This is a genomic window from Cellulomonas sp. NEAU-ZC6 (assembly GCF_056844425.1).
The window spans coordinates 497,615-515,388 of the sequence record NZ_JBXFYH010000001.1; the positions used below are offsets into that span (position 1 = coordinate 497,615).

The following is a 17,774-nucleotide window of genomic DNA, read 5'->3' on the forward strand; positions in this document are numbered from 1 at the left end:
CCCTAGGACCGGCACTCAGCGCAGCAGCACCCGGTCGGGCCAGATGCCGTACAGCGCGCCGTCCCAGACGCCGGCGTGCCCACCGGCCTCCTCCGGCAGCGGCGCGGTCCACAGCAGGGCACCGGAGGCGAGGGACCACGCCCGCAGCACCGCCCGGCTGCCGTCCCCCGGCGTCTCCGGCTCGACGAGCAGCAGCTGCCGCCCGTCGGTGACCGGCGCGGACCACGCCCCCGCGGAGGCGTCGCCCGCCACGTCCCCCGCCTCCGGGTCGCGCGGGGTGCGCCAGATCGAGGTGCCGTCCCGCGCGTCGAGCGCCCAGACGGCCGCCCCGTCGGCGCCGTAGAGCACGTCGTCGAGCAGGATCAGGGATCCCTCGGACGGCCCGACCAGGGTGTGCTCCCAGATCTGCTCGCCCGTGCGGGCGTCCACCGCGCGCAGCCGCCGGTTCCCGCCGTCGGTGTCCGCGAGCACGTCCCACCCCGGGACGCTGCCGTCGTCGACGTCGAACCAGACCGGGAAGCCGACCGCCGGCGCGTCACCGGACCCGTCGACCCCCCGCAGCCGGGTCATGCCGTCGTCGATGCTGTGGCTGATCAAGCGCTCGCCGCGGCCCACCCACACCTGGGCCGCGGCGACCTCGACCCGCCCGTCCCCGCGGTCGACCGCCCACGACCGCTGGCCGACCTGGACCACGACGTGCCGTTCGGTCAGCTGCACCATCGGCGACTGGTCCGGCACACCCGCGAGGACGCGCGCGTCCGCCGGCAGCGCTGCCGACCACCCCTGCTCGCCGGTCACGGCGTGCTGCACCGCGACCCGCACGCCGTTCCCGACCACCTCGGCGACGACGAGCTCGTCTCCCCTGACCGTCACCGAGGACCGCGGGGCGAGCTCGCGGTCCTCGGTCAGGGCACCCGTGCGGGGATCGATCCGCACCAGCCGCGCCCGGACCGGCGGCTCCAGCTCGTAGCCGCCGCCGTCGACCGCTGTCGTCGGCGTGTCCTGGACGAAGCAGACCGCCTGCTCGGCCGGGCTGCCCGCCGCCCAGCAGCCCGGCGGGTCGAGGGAACCGAGCTCCGCGGCGCGTGCCGCGTCCTCGAGCTCGGCTCGCCACACCTCGTCGCCCGACGCGACGTCCACGCCGCGCACCGCCCGCGGCGTGCCGGGCACCACCTCGGCCGGCTCGACCCGCAGGTCCCCCACCACGACGTCGAGCGAGGGCAGCGCGGCGGGGTCCGAACGGTGCGCGCGCACGCCGGGTCCGACGTCGTAGCCCACCACGCTTGGGTGCTCTCGCGCCGCGGCGACCCGCGCACGCTCGCGCGCGTCGAGCACGACCTCGCTGCCGACCACCGCCGCCACCGCGAGCAGACCGAGCGGCCACCACCGGAGCACCGCGCGGCGGCGGCGCCGGCGCCGGTCCGTGGCGTCGTCGGCGTCGGCGGTGGCGCCGGCGGTGGCCGGGCGGCGGGCCGGATCCGGCGAGCGGCTGCCCGCGCCGGGCTCCGCGAGCTCGGCGAGCTCGACCTCCTGCATCCCGTCCGCGCGGTCCATCCCCGCAACCTAGGGCGTGCGGTGCCACGCGCGTGCGGGTTTCGGGAGCGTCCGGTGCGTGCGCGCTCGGAAGCGGCCGGACCGATTGACTTTCGATAGATTCCGCGCGATTCTCGACCGCATGAGCATCGATCGTGGGGCGACAGCCCTCCTCCGCGTCTTCCTCGTCGTCCTGTTCGCCGTCCTCGTCCTGTTCCAGACCATGTCGCTGCCCGGCCAGTTCCGGTACATGGCCGAGCAGAACCCCGAGGAGGCCTACCTGCGCTGGCCGGCCACGATCATCACGATCTTCTGGGTGCTGTGCGTCCAGGTGGTCGTCGTCGCGACCTGGCGCCTGCTGACGCTGGTGAGCCGGGACCGCATCTTCACCGAGGCCTCGCTCGGCTGGGTGGACGCGATCGTGTGGTCGGTCGCCGCCGCGTGGGTGGTGCTGCTGGGCGTGCTCGGCTGGGTCGGGTTCCGCGCGGACGACCCCGGGATGCCGCTGCTGCTGTTCCTGGCCTCCGTCGTGGTCGCGGTGATCGGCCTGGTGCTCCTGGTGATGCGCGCGCTGCTGCGGCAGGCGACGACGCTGCGCACCGACCTGGACGCGGTGATCTGATGCCGATCGTCGTCCGGATCGACGTCGAGCTGGCCCGCCGCAAGATGAGCGTCGGCGAGTTCGCGGAGCGGGTCGGGCTCACCCCGGCCAACGTGGCGGTGCTGAAGAACGGCCGGGCCAAGGCGGTCCGGTTCAGCACCCTGGACGCGATGTGCCGCGTCCTCGGCTGCCAGCCGGGCGACCTGCTGGAGTGGGTCGAGGACGGCACCGGTGGCGAGGACGGCGACGCCGCGTTCTGATGGCGCCATGAGCACCGCCGAGCCGTTCATGCCGCACCCCGACCACGACGAGACGATCGCCGCCGCCGACCCCGGCCAGGGCGCCCCCGACACCGCGCCGGGCTTCGGCGTCGGCGGCGAGGACCCGGACGCCGCCGAGGACGCCGACGCGGCGGACCCGACGACGGCCGACGGCGACGCGACCCCGTTCCGCACGCCGGACGGGTCCTCGGTCGGCACCGAGCACCTGCGGGACGAGATCCGCTGACCGCCCTCAGCCCTCGGGACGGACCAGCCGGGCCACGCGCTCGGCGGTCCGCCCCGGCGGCTCGTCCCCGGTGACCACGACGTGCGTGGCGAGCGTGCGCACGGCCGGGTCCGCGACCCACCCCGCCAGGAAGTCGTGGCCGTCGCGGACCCAGTCCGTCCCCTTGTCCGCGAGCGACCGCGCCCGCAGGACCGCGAGGGCCTCCTCGGGCGCCTCGGCGGGGAGCAGCAGGACCACCGCACGCACCGGCGCGAGCGCCGCCCGCACCGCGGCGGCGTGCACCGCCGACGTGAAGTTGGTGTGCCCGGCGCCGAGCGCGACGACCGCGCCCGGGTGCTCGGCCACGACACGGGCCACCGCGTGCGCGCGCGCCGGCTCCCACTCGACCTCGGCCGCGAGCCGCCCCACCGCCGCGATCCGCGTGGTCAGCCGGGTCACCGACCAGCCGACCTCCGCGTACGCCGGCGCCGCGACGGCGTCGAGGTCGACGAACGGCACGCCGAGCCGGTCGGCCACCAGCGCCCCGACGGTGGACTTCCCCGCGGCGGCGGGGCCGATCAACACGAGCAGCGGGGCGGCGGTCACCGGGCCATCCTGCCGGTCACCAGGTGGTCAGGGGCTGGCCGGCCGCCTCGCCGCTCTGCCAGGGTGGCGGACGCCGCTCCACGCGCGACACCGGTCTCGTCCGGACGCCGGGCACGCCGCGAGCGATCGACAGGGGGGTCGATCGAGATGGACGCCTGGAACTACCTGCTCATCCTGGCTCTGGTCGTGTACGCGATCATCCGGCAGACGCAGCAGCACGAGGTGGTCGGGAGCACGCGGTTCAAGCTCGCCCTGATCTACGCCGGGGTCGGCGTCCTCATCGGCGGGTTCAACCTGCCGCGCACGTTCTGGCCGATCGTGTTCCTCGCGATCAGCCTGCTGCTGTCGGTGGTCGTCGGGATCGTCCGGGGACGGCACACCCGCGTCTGGCGCGACGCGGCGACCGGGACCGTCCGGGCGCAGGGGACGCCGCTGACGATCGGGTTGTTCGTCGGGCTGATCGTCGCGAAGGTCGCGCTGGGCACGATCGCCTACCTGCGGGACATCAGCGACGACGGCGGCGTCGGCGAGATCCTCGTGATGATCGCGCTGATGGTCGGCCTGCAGGCCGAGATCGTCTGGCGCCGGGCCCGGCCGCTCGGCGCGCGCGCGTCCTCGAAGGAACCCCGGGAGCCGGTCGCACCCTGAAGCGCGAGGCGGTCCGCTACCGTCGGCCCATGTCGTTCCAGGCGTACCTCGACGCGATCGAGGACAGGACCGGGCTCACCCCGCGCGCGCTCGTCGACCAGGCCGTGGCGAAAGGCTACGACGACCCCGCCGTCAAGGCGGGGACGATCGTCGCCTGGCTGGCCGAGGACTACGGCCTGGGCCGCGGGCACGCCATGGCGCTGGTGCACGTCATCAAGAAGGGCCCGACGATCAGCGAGAAGCACGTCGGGTCGGACGGGGTGCACCGCGACCAGTCGACGACGCTGTGGCTGGACGGGAAGGCGTCGAAGCCCGCATCGTGACCGCGCCGGCCGGGTGACGGGCCTGCTCAGCAGGACAGACGCGGGATCGGCCGCCAGACTGCCTCCGTGCGGACGATCGGTGTGGAAGAAGAGTTCCTGCTCGTGTCGGAGGACGGCTCGCCCCGCGCGGTGGCCGCAGCGGCGCTGCAGTACGCCTCCGCCCAGGACGGCGACGACGACCCGGACGAGCCGGGCGGCTCCCTGGAGAAGGAGTTCACCCAGGAGCAGATCGAGACCTCGACGCACCCGTGCGCCGACCTGCCGACGCTGCTGGAGGAGGTGCGCGCGGGCCGGTGGCGCGCCGACTCCTCGGCGCAGCACGCCGGCGCGCGGATCGCCGCGCTGGGCACGTCCCCGAAGGACGTCGAGCCGACGGTGGTGGTGAACCGCCGCGCGCAGGACATCGCGGAGACGTTCGCGCAGACCGCGCGCGACCAGCTGACGTGCGGCTGCCACGTGCACGTCGAGGTGGCGGACGACGACGAGGGCGTGCGCGTGGTGGACCACCTGCGGCGGTGGAACCCGGTGCTGCTCGCGCTGAGCGCCAACAGCCCGTACTGGCGCGACGACGACTCCGGCTACCAGAGCTTCCGGTCGCAGGTGTGGGGCCGCTGGCCCACCGCCGGCCCGACCGCGCCGTTCGGGGACGCCGAGACCTACCGGCGCACCGTCCGGTCGCTGGTCGAGAGCGGCACGATCCTCGACTCCGGGATGATCTACTTCGACGCCCGGCTGTCGGCGGTGTACCCGACGGTCGAGGTCCGGGTCGCCGACGTGTGCCTGGACCCGGAGGACGCCGTGCTGCTCGGTGCGCTGGTCCGCGGGCTCGCCGACACCGCGCTCACCGGGCCGGCCGACGCCCGGCCGCAGCCCCGCGCGGAGGAGATCCGCGTGGCCGGGTGGCGCGCCGCGCGCTCGGGCCTGACGGGCGAGCTGGTCAGCCCGGAGTCCGGACGGCCGGTCCCGGCCCGCACGGCCGTCGACGAGCTGGTGCGGCACGTCGCCCCGGCGCTGACCGCGGCGGGCGACCTGGACTGGGTCACCCAGCACCTCGCCCGGGTGCTGGAGCGCGGCAACGGCGCGCAGCAGCAGCGGGCGTGGCGGCACGAGGGCGCCGACGACGCCGAGCTGGTCCGCCGGGCGGTGCGCAGCACGCTGGGCTGAGCCGCGCTCGGCGCGCGTTCACCGGACCTTCACGAGACACTGGAACACAGCACCATCCCCGGACGTTGTGCCCACCGGTAAGCAACACGTTTGTACGTCAAGGCACGGAGGTCCCGCATGTCGAACCGGTCCCTGCGCGGTATGCGCATCGGGTCCCACAGCATGGAGACGGACGAGGGCGTCGACTTCGCCCCCCGTCTCCAGGCCTACTACGACTGCCCCAACGGGCACACGATCATCCTGCCGTTCTCGGTCGAGGCCGACGTGCCGGTGGTGTGGGAGTGCCGGTGCGGCGAGGAGGCGCTGCTGCGCGACGCGTCCAAGCCGGAGCCGAAGGCCACCAAGCCGCCCCGCACGCACTGGGACATGCTGCTCGAGCGCCGCACCATCAAGGAGCTCGAGGACCTGCTCGACGAGCGCCTGGACCTGCTGCGCGCCGGGAAGCTCCGCCGCAGCGCCTGACGGCTGATCCGCACGCACGGGCCCCGCACCGCACGGTGCGGGGCCCGTCGTCGTCCCGGGCGGCGTCAGCGGTGCAGGAGCGTGTCAGCGCCGCACGAGGGCGCGCAGCTGGCGCAGCCGCTCGTGCGCGCCCCACACGGTCACCCGGACCAGCGCCTCGACCACGATGCCGCGGCTCATCTTGGACCGGCCCTCGGCGCGCTCGACGAAGGTGATCGGCACCTCGACGACCCGGCCGCCCGCCTGGACCACCCGCCAGGCCATGTCGATCTGGAAGCAGTACCCCTGGGACGCGACGGTGCCGAGGGGCAGCTGCGCCAGCGCGCCGGCGCGGTAGGCGCGGAACCCGGCCGTGGCGTCCCGCACGTCCAGGCCCATGGCGAGCCAGGCGTACACGTTGGCGCCGCGGGACAGCAGCTGCCGGTGCCACGGCCAGTTGACCACCCGGCCGCCCCGCACCCACCGGGAGCCGATGACGAGCTCGGCGTCGGGCACGCGGGCCAGCAGCGCGGGCAGGTCCTCGGCGCGGTGCGAGCCGTCGGCGTCCATCTCCACGACCGTGTCGTAGCCGCGCTCGAGCGCCCAGCGGAAGCCCGCCACGTACGCGGTGCCGAGCCCCTGCTTGCCGGAGCGGTGCAGGACGTGGATGGCGGTCCGGCCCCGGCCGGCCGCGTCCGAGGTCGCGATCGCCTCGGCGATGTCGCCGGTGCCGTCGGGCGACGCGTCGTCGACGACCAGGACGTCGGCGTCCGGGACGTGCTGCCGCACGGCGGCGAGGGCGCGCGGCAGGCTCTCGCGCTCGTCGTAGGTGGGCACGACGACGAGGACGCGCCCCGCGGCGCGGAGGCTCGTCGTCACGCCGCCGGCTCCGGCCGGTCCGCGCGCCGGGTCCGCCGGGCGCCCGCGACGCCCGCCACGGTCATGACGACCGCCAGGGCCCCGACCACGCCGCTCGGCCAGGCGCCGAGCGCCGCCGCCGGGGTCAGCGACTGCCGCAGCGGGAGCCGGGCCACGAGCTGCTCGGCCGTGAACAGCGCGGTGTCCTGCGCCACCGTCCCGTTGGGCGAGATGACGGCGCTGACGCCGACCGTGCTCACCTGGACCGTGGCGCGGCCGAGCTCGACCGCCCGCAGCCGCGACATCGCGAGCTGCTGGGTGGACTCGGGCGAGAACCCGAACGAGGCGTTGTTGGTCTGCACGACCAGCACCTCGGCGCCCTCGCGGACGCTCTCCCGGACGATGCCGTCGTAGGCGACCTCGAAGCAGATGACGTCGCCGATCTGCACGGTGCGCCCCAGCCGCTCGGACTCCAGGGGGATCACGCCCGGCTCGGTGCCGGCGATCATGTCGTGCTGCACCAGGTCGACCGCCGAGGAGAACGGCCGCACGAGGTCGCGCAGCGGGATGTACTCCGCGAACGGCGCGGGACGCTGCTTCGAGTAGCTCGCCACCGGGCCCTCGCCGGGCTCCCAGAGCAGCGCGGTGTTGTACCGGCCGCCCGACTTCGGGTACTCGATCGTCCCGATCAGCAGCGGCGCGCCGACGGCCTGCGCCGCGGCCTCGATGTCCGCCGCGGCGTCGGTGTCGACCTGCGGGTCGATGTCCGTGCCGTTCTCGGGCCAGAGCACGACGTCGAGCTCGCCGGGCTGCACCTGGTCGAGCAGCAGGTGCGTGCCCTCCAGGTGGTTGTCCAGGACCTCGCGCCGCTGGTCGAAGGCGTGCAGGCCGGGCTCGGACACGTTGCCCTGCACCGCGCCGACCAGCAGCGTGCCGTCCTCGGCGCGGGTGTCCATCGGCACCAGCAGGCCGACGACGACCAGCCCGACCGCGACCGAGACCCGGCCGATCACCGGCAGCAGCGCGAACCGGCGGGCGGCGAGCCACGCGAGGGCCAGCGCCACGCCGGCGGCGGCCACGGCGGCGGACACCAGCGGCGCGCCGCCGAGCCTCGCGAGCGCCAGCACCGGGGAGTCGGCCTGCGAGAACGCGAGCCGGCCCCAGGGGAACCCGCCGAACGGCCACATCGACCGCAGCTCCTCGACCGCCACCCAGAGCACCACGAACACGACCAGCTGCAGCGACCCGCGCCGCCAGACCGCCTCGCCGCGACGGGCCCAGGACCAGGCGGCGCCGAACAGGGCGACGAACCCCGCCTCGGCGACCGACAGCGCGAGCCACGGGACCACGCCCACGGCGTCGTCGGCCCAGGTGAGCAGCGGCACGAAGAACGCCAGGCCCCAGAGCAGGCCGAGCAGGGCGTTCCACCGGGCGCTGTCGCGGCGCATCGCCAGGAACAGCAGGGCGATCCCGGGCGCGGCGGCGTACCACCAGCCGAGGTCGGGGAACGCGGACCAGGTCAGCAGCCCGCCGAGCACCGCCAGCAGCGCGCTCCACCAGCGGGAGGGGTCACGGGGCAGCACCGCGCCAGGGTACGGCACCCGGCTGACCGCCCGGTGCCGGCTCGTCGAGGTCCCGACCGGGTGAGGGGCCGACCGACCGGCCCGCGTGTCCTTCGTACCGCACGACACCACCGAGGGCGGTGCCCGTTCTCTACTGAACACGCGGGCCGAGTCGGAGCCCGACGTGGTCCGCGGCGACCGTCGTTCCCGCCGGCCCGCCGTCCGGCGTCTCCGCCCGACCACTGCGGAGAACCTACCGAAACGCCAGGGGGTGTCAAGGGTGCTCACGGGGCTCGGGCGGGCGTCGCCGCAGGTCGTGCACCGCACGGGCCCGTGCCGGAATCGTCCCGTTGGCGGGACCGCCCCGGCGTGTCGTACGGCGTGTCGATCGGGTGACGCCCAGGCGACCGGCGGGTGACGCGGCCGCGTGCCCGGACCAGCGGGTTCACCCGTCCGGGCGACCGCCGTCAGCCCAGGGCGTCATGCAGCACGACACCGGCGCGGACGGTGCGCAGGCACTCCGGCGCGGGCTCGTCCGGCCGCAGCGCGGGCACGCCCCGGCCGGCGGTGCGCCACACCGCCAGGTGTGCGGGTGCGCCCACCTCCAGCACCCCCGCGGTCCGGTCGTCCGCGGCGGCCCACCCCCCGCGGGTGTGCGCGGCGAGCGCGTCGGCGACGGGCACCCGCTGGTCCGGCGTGCGGTGCCGCACGGCCGCGGCGATCGCGCCCCAGGGGTCGAACGCGGTGACCGGGCTGTCCGAGCCGAACGCGAGCGGCACCCCCGCGGCCCGCAGGTCGGCCAGCGGGTGCAGGGACGCCGCGCGCCCGCGGCCGAGCCGCGCCGCGTACATCCCGGCGTCCCCGCCCCACGCCGCGTCGAACGCCGGCTGCACGGACGCCGTGATGCCCAGCAGGACCAGCGAGGCCAGCGCGGGCGCGTCGAGCATCGACGCGTGCTCCAGCCGGTGGCCGGCCCCGCGCACCGCCTCGACCCCCTCGACCTCCGCCGCGACCCGGAACCCGAGCAGCGCCTCGTCCATCGCGCGGTCGCCGATGACGTGGAACGCCGCCTGCAGACCGGCCCGCGTCACCGCCGCGACGTGGTTGCTCACCTGCTCGGCGGTCAGCGCGAGGGTCCCGGTGAGCGTCGTCGCACCGGCGGGCAGGTCGGCGTAGGGGGCGCGCAGGGCCGCGGTGCGGCTGCCGAGCGATCCGTCGACGTCGAGGTCGCCCCCGACCCCCACCAGGCCGGGCAGCGCCGCCGCGACCGCGCGGGCGTCGTCGGCGGTCTCGCACAGCTCGGCGCGGTAGCCGACCACCAGCGGCAGGGCGGACGCCGGGTCCGCGGTCAGCGCGAGGAGCCCCGCCAGCCCGGCCCGGGAGTCGGTCTGCGGGCTGCTCTGCTCGTGCACCGCCACGATCCCGGCCCGCGCGGCGGCCGCCAGCGCGGTGCGGTCCAGCTCCGCGCGCCGGGCGTCGCCGACGTCCCGCACCGCGGCGCGCGCGGCGGCGTGCGCCTCCCCCGTCACCCGCCCGTCCTCGTGCCAGCCCGGCAGCGTGGTGAGGCCGAGCACCTGGGCGAACGACGTGGACACCACCGCGGAGTGCAGGTCGACCCGGCCCAGGTAGACCGGCGCACCGCCCGCGGCGGCGTCCAGGTCCGCACGGCTCGGCGCGCCGCCGTCCGGCCAGCCGTGCTCGTCCCAGCCCCAGCCGGTGAGCGGACCGCCCTCGGCCGCGAGCCGGCGGCCGACCGGGCCGGCGACCGCCGCGCGGACCGCGGCCAGCACCTCGTCGCGGCTGGTGCAGGACGCCAGGTCCAGGCCGTCGAGCCGCAGCGCGGTGTCGAGCACGTGCGCGTGCGCGTCGACGAAGCCCGGCGTCACCATGGCGCCCTCCAGCCGCACCACCGCGTCCGCGGCGTCGGCGAGCCCGTCGGCCTCGTCCTCGCCGCCGAGCCAGGCGATCACGCCGTCGACGACGAGCAGGGCGGTGGGGCCGGGGACCGGCGCCGAGGTGCCGGCAGCGCGCAGGACGGCGGGGGTCAGGACCGCGCCGTCCCGGTACAGGGTGGTGCTCACGTGACGCACCCTAGCCAGGGACGGCGCGACCGGCCCGCGCGCGGGCGCGCCTCAGGTGCCGGCGTAGGCGACGACGCCGCGCCGCACCGCGCCGACGGCCTTGCGCGCCGTCTCGCGGACCTTCGCGTCCGGCGCGGCCTTGGCCACCTGGTCGAGCACGTCGACGACCTGCTTGCACCACCGGACGAAGTCGCCCGCCGCCAGGTCCGCGTCGCGCAGCACCGCGTCCAGCCCGCGACCGGCGGCCCACCGGTGCACCGGGCCGACCAGCCCGAGGTCCAGCGGCTGCGTCGACTCCAGGCGGTGCGCCACCTCCAGGTCGTCCAGCTCGGACCAGATCCGGGTGGTCGCCTCCAGGGCGACGCCGAGCCGGCCGGCCGGGCCGCCGGGCACGGTGGGGTTCCGGTCCCGGTCGTCCCGGCGCGCCGAGTAGACGACCGCCGACACCGCCGCCGCGAGCCCGGGCACGTCCAGGTCGTCCCACGCCCCGCGGCGCAGGCACTCGGCCAGCAGCAGGTCGTTCTCCGCGTAGATCCGGCGCAGCCAGCGGCCGTCCTCGGTCACCCGCAGGTCGCCGTCGTCGTCCTGCTCGAGGTACCCGAGCCGGCTCAGCACGTCGCAGATCCGGTCGAACACCACGGCGATGGAGCCGGTGCGGCCCTCGATGCGGCGCACCAGCGACCGGTGCTCCCCCTCCAGCCGCTGCCAGCGCTCCGCCCACCGGGCGTGCTCCTCGCGGTCCGGGCACTGGTGGCACGGGTGCGCGCGCAGCTCGCGTCGCAGCCGGGCGATCGCCTCGTCCTCGTCGGCCGCCACCACCGCACGTCCGCGGCGCCCGGGAGGCGTCGCGCCGTCGATCCGGCCGGACGAGATCTCGGTGCGCAGCGCCGCGGCGAGGTCGCGCCGCGAGGACGCGGCGCGCGCGGAGAACTCCTTGGGCACCCGCAGGTGGCCGAGCGTCTTGACGCCGTCGCCGACCTCCTGCACGGACAGGCGGCGGACCTCGCGCTCGGTGGTGAGCACCAGCGGCCGCGCGCCCTCGAACCCGCCGGCCGTGCCGGCGTCCACGACGACCGCGTGCGTCGCGCGCCGGCCGCTGGGCACCGCCACGACGTCACCGACCTGCAGACCCTGCAGGCTCCGCGCCGCGGCCTCCCGCCGGGCGGCCGTGCTCGCGCGGTGCACACCCCGCTCCCGGTCGCCGAGCTCCTTGCGCAGCGACCAGTACTCCCGGAAGTCGCCCAGGTGGCAGCTCATCGCCTCGGCGTAGCCCTCCAGCGCCTCGGCGTGGCCCTGGGCCTGCCGCGCCAGCCCGACGACGCCGCGGTCCGCCTGGAACTGGGCGAACGACGTCTCCAGCACCTCGCGCGCCCGCACCCGGCCGACCTGCGCCGTCAGGTTGACCGCCATGTTGTACGTCGGGCGGAACGCCGAGCGCAGCGGGTACAGCCGCTTGGACGCCAGCCCCGCCAGCGCCATCGGGTCCAGGTCGCCGCGGCCGACCACGACGGCGTGCCCCTCGGTGTCGATGCCGCGCCGGCCCGCGCGCCCGGTCAGCTGGGTGTACTCCCCCGGCGTCATGTCGACGTGCTGGGAGCCGTCCCACTTGACCAGCTTCTCCAGCACGACCGACCGGGCGGGCATGTTGATGCCCAGCGCCAGCGTCTCGGTCGCGAACACCACCTTGACCAGGCCGCGGGCGAAGGCCTCCTCGACCGTCTCCTTGAACGCGGGCAGCATCCCGGCGTGGTGCGCGGCGACGCCCCGCACCAGCGCCTCGACGAAGCCCCAGTACCCGACGACGTCCAGGTCCTCCTGCGGGATCGACGCGCAGCGGGTCTCCGCGATGTGCCGGATCTCCGCCTGCTCCGCGGGCGTGGTGAGCCGCAGACCGCCTGCCAGGCACTGCGACACGGCCGCGTCGCAGGCCGCGCGGCTGAAGATGAACACGATCGCCGGCAGCAGCCCGGCCTCGTCCAGCACGTCGACCATCACCGGGCGCGGGACCGGCCGCGGGCCACCGGCACCGGGCCCGCCCGGTCCGCCCGTGCCGCCCTGGCCGCCGCCGTCGCGGCGGCGCCCGCCGGGGCCCCGGAACCCGCGGTCGCCCGCGCCGCGCCGCCCCCGGTGCGGGCCGTCGGACCGGTCCGCGCGGCGCAGCAGGTGCGCGAGCTCGGGGTTGATCGGCGGGTTCTTGCCCGGCGCCGTCGGGTCGACGTGCCCGGCGTAGAGGTCCAGCAGGTCGTCGCGGACCAGCACGTGCTGCCCCAGCGGCACCGGGCGGTGCTCGCTCACCACGACGGCCGTGTCGCCGCGGACCGTGCGCAGCCAGTCGCCGAACTCCTCGGCGTTCGACACCGTGGCGGACAGCGACACCAGCTGCACGTCGTCGGGCAGGTGGATGATCACCTCCTCCCACACCGGGCCGCGGAACCGGTCGGCCAGGTAGTGCACCTCGTCCATCACCACGTAGCCGAGCCCGTCCAGCGTGCTGGACCCGGCGTACAGCATGTTGCGCAGCACCTCGGTGGTCATCACGACCACCGGCGCCTCGCCGTTCTGGGTGGTGTCGCCGGTGAGCAGCCCCACCTGGCCCGCGCCGTACCGGCGCACCAGGTCGGTGTACTTCTGGTTGGAGAGCGCCTTGATCGGCGTCGTGTAGAAGGCCTTGCGGCCCGTCGCGAGCGCGAGGTGCACCGCGAACTCGCCGACGACGGTCTTGCCCGCGCCGGTCGGTGCCGCGACCAGCACGCCGCTGCCCTGCTCCACCGCCTCGCAGGCCTCGACCTGGAAGTCGTCCAGCGGGAAGTCCATCAGCTTGCGGAACTGCGCGAGCTCGGTGCGTTCCGCCTGCGCCCGCTTCCGGGCCGCGGCGTACCGCTCGGCCGGGGAGAGCTCGGTGTCGTCGCCGGGACGGGAGGTGCGTGCCACGTCTCCCACCCTAGGTCGCGGGCGGCGCCAGCACCTGCAGAGCGCGGGGGTGCACCTCGGCGACCAGCGGCAGCGGGCCGATCCGCTCCCCGTCCGCGTGCGCCTCGGGCGGCGTGCCGCCCAGGTGCGGCGCCGGCTCCACCAGCACCGTCCTGCTGCGCAGCACCTGCACCTGCGGGTGCCGGACGTGCCGGCCGCGGTACATCCCGGGGAAGATCCGCACGACGCCGGACCGCGTGAACGGCCCCGCGACGACCACCTCGAGCAGGCCGTCGTCCAACCGGGCGCCCGGGGCGACGTGGATGCCGCCGCCGATCCACGGGCCGTTCGCCACCACGACCACGGTGCCCGCCGACTCCCAGACGCCGTCGTCCGTGGTCACCCGGTAGCCGTACGGCCGGAACGCCCGCAGCTCCGGGACCAGCGCCCGCACGTAGCGTGCGGAGCCCCGCGGCCAGGACAGCGCGTTGGCCCGGGCGTTCACCGCCGCGTCGATGCCGCAGGACAGCGCCCCGAGGTACCACTCGCGCGCCGCGTGCGCCGGCGAGCCGACCCGCACCGCGTCGACGGCCCGCGGCCCGGCCAGCAGCGCCCGCTCGACGGCGTCGACGGCCGCCCCGACGTCACCGCGCGGCAGGCCGAGCGCGCGCGCCACGTCGTTGCCGGTGCCCGCCGCGACGATGCCGAGCGGCAGGTCGGTGTCGGCCACCACGTTGGCCCCCAGGTGCACCAGCCCGTCGCCGCCCACCACGACCAGCGCGTCGAGGCCCGAGACGGCCGCGCGGCGGGCGTGCGCCGTCGCCTCCACCAGGTCGTGCGCGGTGAGGTCCTCGACGTGGTGCCCGCGCCGGCGCAGCGCGGCCAGGGCGGCGGCACCCGCGCCGCTGCCACGTCCGCTGCCGGCCACGGGGTTGACGAGCACCCCGAGCCGGCTCACCGGGCGAGCGTCCCGTCCGCCGGCTCCCCCGCCGCGCCGAGCCGCTTGTCCGCGCGCCGGTCGTGCAGCACGCAGACGCCCAGCGCCGCGAAGTACAGGGCGCAGATGGGCAGCGCCATCACGATCATCGTGATCGCGTCCGGGGTCGGCGTCATCACCGCCGCGAACACGAACGCCAGCAGCACGGCCCACCGCCAGCCCCGCGCCCAGGTGCTCGCGCGCACCAGGCCGACCAGGTTGATGCAGACCATGATCACCGGCAGCACGAACGCCAGGCCGAACGCCAGCACGAAGCGCATCACGAAGCTCAGGTACGACTGCGCGTCGATGAAGTTCGACGCCCCCTCCGGGGTGAAGTCCGTGAGGACCTTCACCGCCGTCGGCAGCGTCCACGCGGCCAGCGCCGACCCCGCCAGGAACAGCGGGACGGCGGCCACCAGGAAGCCGACCGCGGAGCGCTTCTCGCGCCGGGTCAGGCCCGGCGTGATGAACGCCCACAGCTGGTACAGCCACCACGGGCTCGTGACGAACACCGCGAGGAACAGCGACACCTTGATCTGCATGTCGAACGCGCTGGCCAGGCCGGCGAAGTTCACCGACACGCGGCCGTCGCGGCCGGCCGCCGAGTCCAGCAGCGGCTGCTGCAGCAGCTCGAACACGGGTTGGTAGAGGAACCAGCCGGCCACGGCGCCGACCGCCAGCCCCACCGCCGCGAGGAACAACCGCTTGCGGAGCTCGAGCAGGTGCTCCCGCAGCGGCATCCGACCGTCGGGGTCGGTCCGCCTGGTGCGTGCCACGGATCAGGCGGTGGGGGTGGAGCTGCCGCTCGCCGGGGGCTGCTGGCTGGTGCCGGGCGCGTCCAGCGGCGGTGCGGGAGACGCCGACGGCGTGGGGTTCACCACGGGGCCGGTCGCGAGCGGGGGTGCCGGCTGCGCCGTCGGCGGCGGGACCGGCGTGGTGCGGGGCTCGTCGTCGGCGAGGTCCTTGACCTCGCGCTTGAAGATGCGCAGGGACTCGCCGACGCTGCGGGCGAGGTCGGGGAGCCGGCGCGCCCCGAACAGCAGCAGGATCACGACAAGCAGGACGACGATGTGCCAGGGCTTGAGGGCGTTCATGACGATCCTGTCGAACGGAGAAGGATGACCTGGCCGATCCTATCCGGACGGCGGCGTCACCCGGTGGCACCCGGCGGTACGCACGTCAGCGCGTGTACGCCCGCCACTGCTCGCGGGTCCTGCGGTCGCGCTCGCGCCGGGCCTCGCGGCGCACGCGCGCCTCGGCGCGCAGGGCGGACCAGCGGTCGCGCGCCTCCTCCGGCTCCGGGAGCAGCACGGCCTCGCGCGCGGCGCGGGCGGCCCGCTCGGCCTCCTGCGCCTGCTCGGCGAGCGTCGACGCGTGCTCGGCCAGCCGGCCCAGCACCTCCGAGGCCTCGTGCAGCTCCGCGACCAGGGCCCGGAACCCGCGCCACAGGGAGCGGCCGAGCAGGAACGCGCCCACCAGGGTGCCGACGACCAGCACCGACCACACGACCCACCAGACCATCGCGCCAACCTATCCCGTCGCGAGCGCGCCGTACGCGGCGAGGGCGCCGCGGGCGCGCTCCGCCACGTCGCGCGCCGTCTCGGGCGGGCGCACGTCCAGCACGTCCTGCGCCGCCTGCAGCAGCAGGCTGCGCAGGAACGCCGGCTGGCCGACCCGGACGTCGACCTCGAACGAGCCGTCCGGGAGGTTGCGCACCTCCTCGACGGGCACGGTCTCCGCGACCCAGCGGCCGGTGCTGCGCAGGTGCAGCGTCGCGACCGCGCCGGTCGGGTCCGGGCGGAACTCGGCCGTCGCGCCGCGGCCCGCACCCGGGTGCGCGTCCGCCGGGACGTCGAGCACCTCGGCGGTCAGCACGCGGTCCAGCCGGAACAGGCGCTCGTCCCCCGCCCGCAGGCACCACGCCTGCAGGTAGGACCGCTCGTCGCTCGTGGTGAGCCGCAGCGGGTCCACGTCGCGCTCGCTCGTCACGTCGGAGGCGTTGACGTACCGGATCCGCAGCCGGCGCCCGCCGGCCAGCGCCGTGCGGACCGCCGCCACGACGTCCGGGCGGCCGTCGACCGCGAGCCGCACGTCGACCGCGTTCGCGGCCTCCCCCGTCGCCGCCGTCAGCTTGCCGAGCGTCGAGCGCAGCACCGCGGCGTGCTCCGGGTCCAGCGTCGGGCCCAGGTCCGCCACCATCGCGGTCAGCGCGGCCAGCAGCGTGACGGCCTCCCGGGTGCCGAGGCGCAGCGGCCGGGTCATCCCGCGCGCCTCGGTCAGCCGGATCTCGCCGCGGTCGTAGGAGTCGGCGTCGAAGTCGATCAGGTCGTGCGGGTAGTACCCCGGCGTGCCGCTCATCCAGAGCGTGTCGACGTCCGCCATCACCTGCGCGGGGGTGACCCCGAAGTGCGCCGCGAGCTGCTCGACGGACACGCCGTCGTTGCGGTCCAGGTAGCCGATCATCCCGAGCAGGCGCAGCAGCCGCTCGCTCGCGCGCTCAGCCATGGTGGTCCGTCCCCTCCGCGGTCGTGCCCGGGGTCGCGGTCGCGCCCGGGGCCGAGGTCGTGTCCAGCGCCGCGGCCACGCGCAGCAGGCCGAGGACGGCCTCCCGCAGCTGCGGCGGCTCCGCGACGAGCACGGCGTCGCCGTAGCCGGCGACCTCCTCCGCGAGCTCCCAGGTCGCGCGGTACGGCACCCGCACCAGGTCCCGGTCGGCGACCGCGGCCCGCAGCGCGGGGCTCGCGTCGTCCGGGAGCTCCGCGGGGACCCCGCGGGCGCGCAGGGCCTCGGCACGCTCCGCCCGCAGCGCCAGCACGGCGGTCCGCTCCTGGCCGGCGTCCCACGACCGCAGCGCCGCCTGCGTCTGCTCGGGCGTCGGCGCGTCGAAGGCCCCGTCGGGACCGACCGCCTTCACCCGGCCCTCGATCCGGCTGAGCCGGAACGACCGGGTGCCGCCGCGGTCGGTGTCGAAGCCCACCAGGAACCAGCCGCCCCGGCGCGCGACCAGGCGCCACGGCTCGACCTGGCGCTCGCGCACCTCGCCGGTGCTCGCCGCCCGGTACGTGAACCGGACCCGCCGCCGGGCCTGCACCGCGTCCAGCAGCGGCGGGAACGCGTCGCCGCCCGCCCGCACCCGCGGGGCCAGGCCGGCGGCCAGGTCGCTCGACCCGGCGCCCGCGCCCACCGCGCGCAGCTTGGTCAGCGCCCGCGAGGTGTCCGCGCGCACCGAGCGGTCCTGCCAGAACTCCGCCGCCAGCGACAGCGCGCCCAGCTCGGCGGACGTCAGCTCCAGCGGCGGCAGGGCGTACGCGTCCTGGTCGATCCGGTAGCCGATGTCGTCGCCGTGGCCGGCCGACGTGACCGTCGCCACCGGGATCCCGAGGTCCCGCAGGGTGTCCTTGTCGCGCTCGAACATCCGCTCGAAGGACTCGTCCGACGGGGCGTCGCCGTAGCCCGCGACGGTACGGCGGATCTGCTCCTTGGTCATGCGCCCGGGCGTGTGCACCAGGGCGATGACGAGGTTGAGCAGCCGCTCGGCGGGATGGATCTGTTCAGGCATCGGGACAACCGTAGTGGCCGGTA

The 17,774-nt window shown here is 76.1% G+C and carries 19 protein-coding genes; 7 read left to right on the plus strand and 12 right to left on the minus strand.

Going from position 1 to position 17,774, the window contains the following annotated elements; all coding sequences use genetic code 11:
• Window positions 1-15: 15 nt before the first annotated feature.
• Window positions 16-1,554: an outer membrane protein assembly factor BamB family protein gene (locus AC1050_RS02355; protein WP_482385775.1), complete on the minus strand. Its 1,539-nt coding sequence runs from the start codon at window positions 1,552-1,554 to the stop codon at window positions 16-18.
• A 121-nt stretch (window positions 1,555-1,675) separates the two neighbouring features.
• Between AC1050_RS02355 and AC1050_RS02360 the strand changes: the two genes are divergently transcribed.
• Genes AC1050_RS02360 through AC1050_RS02370 form a run of 3 tightly spaced genes read left to right on the plus strand, consistent with a single transcriptional unit; the run spans window position 1,676 to window position 2,641 of the window.
• Complete coding sequence (locus tag AC1050_RS02360) at window positions 1,676-2,155, plus strand: DUF2975 domain-containing protein (protein WP_482385776.1); 480 nt, start codon at window positions 1,676-1,678, stop codon at window positions 2,153-2,155.
• The gene (locus AC1050_RS02365; protein WP_482385777.1) at window positions 2,155-2,394 is read left to right on the plus strand and encodes a helix-turn-helix domain-containing protein; all 240 of its coding nucleotides are present in this window, start codon (window positions 2,155-2,157) and stop codon (window positions 2,392-2,394) included. Before AC1050_RS02360 ends, AC1050_RS02365 begins: the two co-directional genes overlap by 1 nt.
• Window positions 2,395-2,401: 7 nt before the next feature.
• Complete coding sequence (locus tag AC1050_RS02370) at window positions 2,402-2,641, plus strand: hypothetical protein (RefSeq protein WP_482385778.1); 240 nt, start codon at window positions 2,402-2,404, stop codon at window positions 2,639-2,641.
• Window positions 2,642-2,647: 6 nt separating this feature from the next.
• Here AC1050_RS02370 and AC1050_RS02375 read toward each other — a convergent pair whose 3' ends face one another.
• Window positions 2,648-3,226, minus strand: a complete 579-nt coding sequence (locus AC1050_RS02375) for a shikimate kinase (protein WP_482385779.1) — start codon at window positions 3,224-3,226, stop codon at window positions 2,648-2,650.
• A 147-nt stretch (window positions 3,227-3,373) separates the two neighbouring features.
• Here AC1050_RS02375 and AC1050_RS02380 point away from each other — a divergent pair, with 147 nt between their 5' ends.
• The 4 genes from AC1050_RS02380 to AC1050_RS02395 all read left to right on the plus strand — a co-directional run bounded on the left by AC1050_RS02380 (window position 3,374) and on the right by AC1050_RS02395 (window position 5,823).
• The gene (locus tag AC1050_RS02380; RefSeq protein WP_482385780.1) at window positions 3,374-3,874 is read left to right on the plus strand and encodes a hypothetical protein; all 501 of its coding nucleotides are present in this window, start codon (window positions 3,374-3,376) and stop codon (window positions 3,872-3,874) included.
• A 29-nt stretch (window positions 3,875-3,903) separates the two neighbouring features.
• On the plus strand, window positions 3,904-4,197 hold the full coding sequence (locus AC1050_RS02385; protein ID WP_482385781.1) for a DUF4287 domain-containing protein: 294 nt from the start codon (window positions 3,904-3,906) through the stop codon (window positions 4,195-4,197).
• A 66-nt stretch (window positions 4,198-4,263) separates the two neighbouring features.
• A complete protein-coding gene (locus tag AC1050_RS02390) occupies window positions 4,264-5,361 on the plus strand; it encodes a carboxylate-amine ligase (protein WP_482385782.1) in 1,098 nt (365 codons plus the stop codon).
• A gap of 117 nt (window positions 5,362-5,478) precedes the next feature.
• On the plus strand, window positions 5,479-5,823 hold the full coding sequence (locus AC1050_RS02395) for an RNA polymerase-binding protein RbpA (RefSeq protein ID WP_454048758.1): 345 nt from the start codon (window positions 5,479-5,481) through the stop codon (window positions 5,821-5,823).
• Between the two features lie 84 nt (window positions 5,824-5,907).
• Here the strand turns inward: AC1050_RS02395 and AC1050_RS02400 are convergent, their stop codons facing one another.
• From AC1050_RS02400 to AC1050_RS02445, 10 genes are all read right to left on the minus strand, one after another.
• The gene (locus AC1050_RS02400) at window positions 5,908-6,681 is read right to left on the minus strand and encodes a polyprenol monophosphomannose synthase (RefSeq protein WP_482385783.1); all 774 of its coding nucleotides are present in this window, start codon (window positions 6,679-6,681) and stop codon (window positions 5,908-5,910) included.
• On the minus strand, window positions 6,678-8,243 hold the full coding sequence (gene lnt, locus AC1050_RS02405) for an apolipoprotein N-acyltransferase (protein ID WP_482385784.1): 1,566 nt from the start codon (window positions 8,241-8,243) through the stop codon (window positions 6,678-6,680). Before lnt ends, AC1050_RS02400 begins: the two co-directional genes overlap by 4 nt.
• A 446-nt stretch (window positions 8,244-8,689) precedes the next feature.
• Window positions 8,690-10,303: an amidohydrolase gene (locus tag AC1050_RS02410; RefSeq protein WP_482385785.1), complete on the minus strand. Its 1,614-nt coding sequence runs from the start codon at window positions 10,301-10,303 to the stop codon at window positions 8,690-8,692.
• 51 nt (window positions 10,304-10,354) lie between these two features.
• Window positions 10,355-13,234 carry a DEAD/DEAH box helicase gene (locus tag AC1050_RS02415; RefSeq protein ID WP_482385786.1) on the minus strand — a complete coding sequence of 960 codons (2,880 nt, stop codon included), beginning with the start codon at window positions 13,232-13,234 and terminating at the stop codon, window positions 10,355-10,357.
• A gap of 10 nt (window positions 13,235-13,244) precedes the next feature.
• Window positions 13,245-14,171 (minus strand): diacylglycerol/lipid kinase family protein, encoded by a 927-nt coding sequence (locus AC1050_RS02420; protein WP_482385787.1) that lies wholly within the window; start codon window positions 14,169-14,171, stop codon window positions 13,245-13,247.
• A complete protein-coding gene (tatC, locus tag AC1050_RS02425) occupies window positions 14,168-14,932 on the minus strand; it encodes a twin-arginine translocase subunit TatC (RefSeq protein ID WP_482387225.1) in 765 nt (254 codons plus the stop codon). Before tatC ends, AC1050_RS02420 begins: the two co-directional genes overlap by 4 nt.
• Before the next feature lie 39 nt (window positions 14,933-14,971).
• A complete protein-coding gene (gene tatA, locus AC1050_RS02430; RefSeq protein ID WP_482385788.1) occupies window positions 14,972-15,286 on the minus strand; it encodes a Sec-independent protein translocase subunit TatA in 315 nt (104 codons plus the stop codon).
• Between the two features lie 85 nt (window positions 15,287-15,371).
• Complete coding sequence (locus AC1050_RS02435) at window positions 15,372-15,713, minus strand: hypothetical protein (RefSeq protein WP_482385789.1); 342 nt, start codon at window positions 15,711-15,713, stop codon at window positions 15,372-15,374.
• A 9-nt stretch (window positions 15,714-15,722) separates the two neighbouring features.
• On the minus strand, window positions 15,723-16,697 hold the full coding sequence (locus AC1050_RS02440; RefSeq protein WP_482385790.1) for a helix-turn-helix transcriptional regulator: 975 nt from the start codon (window positions 16,695-16,697) through the stop codon (window positions 15,723-15,725).
• Entirely contained in the window at window positions 16,690-17,751 is a 1,062-nt protein-coding gene (locus AC1050_RS02445; RefSeq protein ID WP_482385791.1) for a helix-turn-helix transcriptional regulator, read from the minus strand. The genes AC1050_RS02440 and AC1050_RS02445 overlap by 8 nt, the downstream gene beginning before the upstream one ends.
• Window positions 17,752-17,774 lie beyond the last annotated feature (23 nt).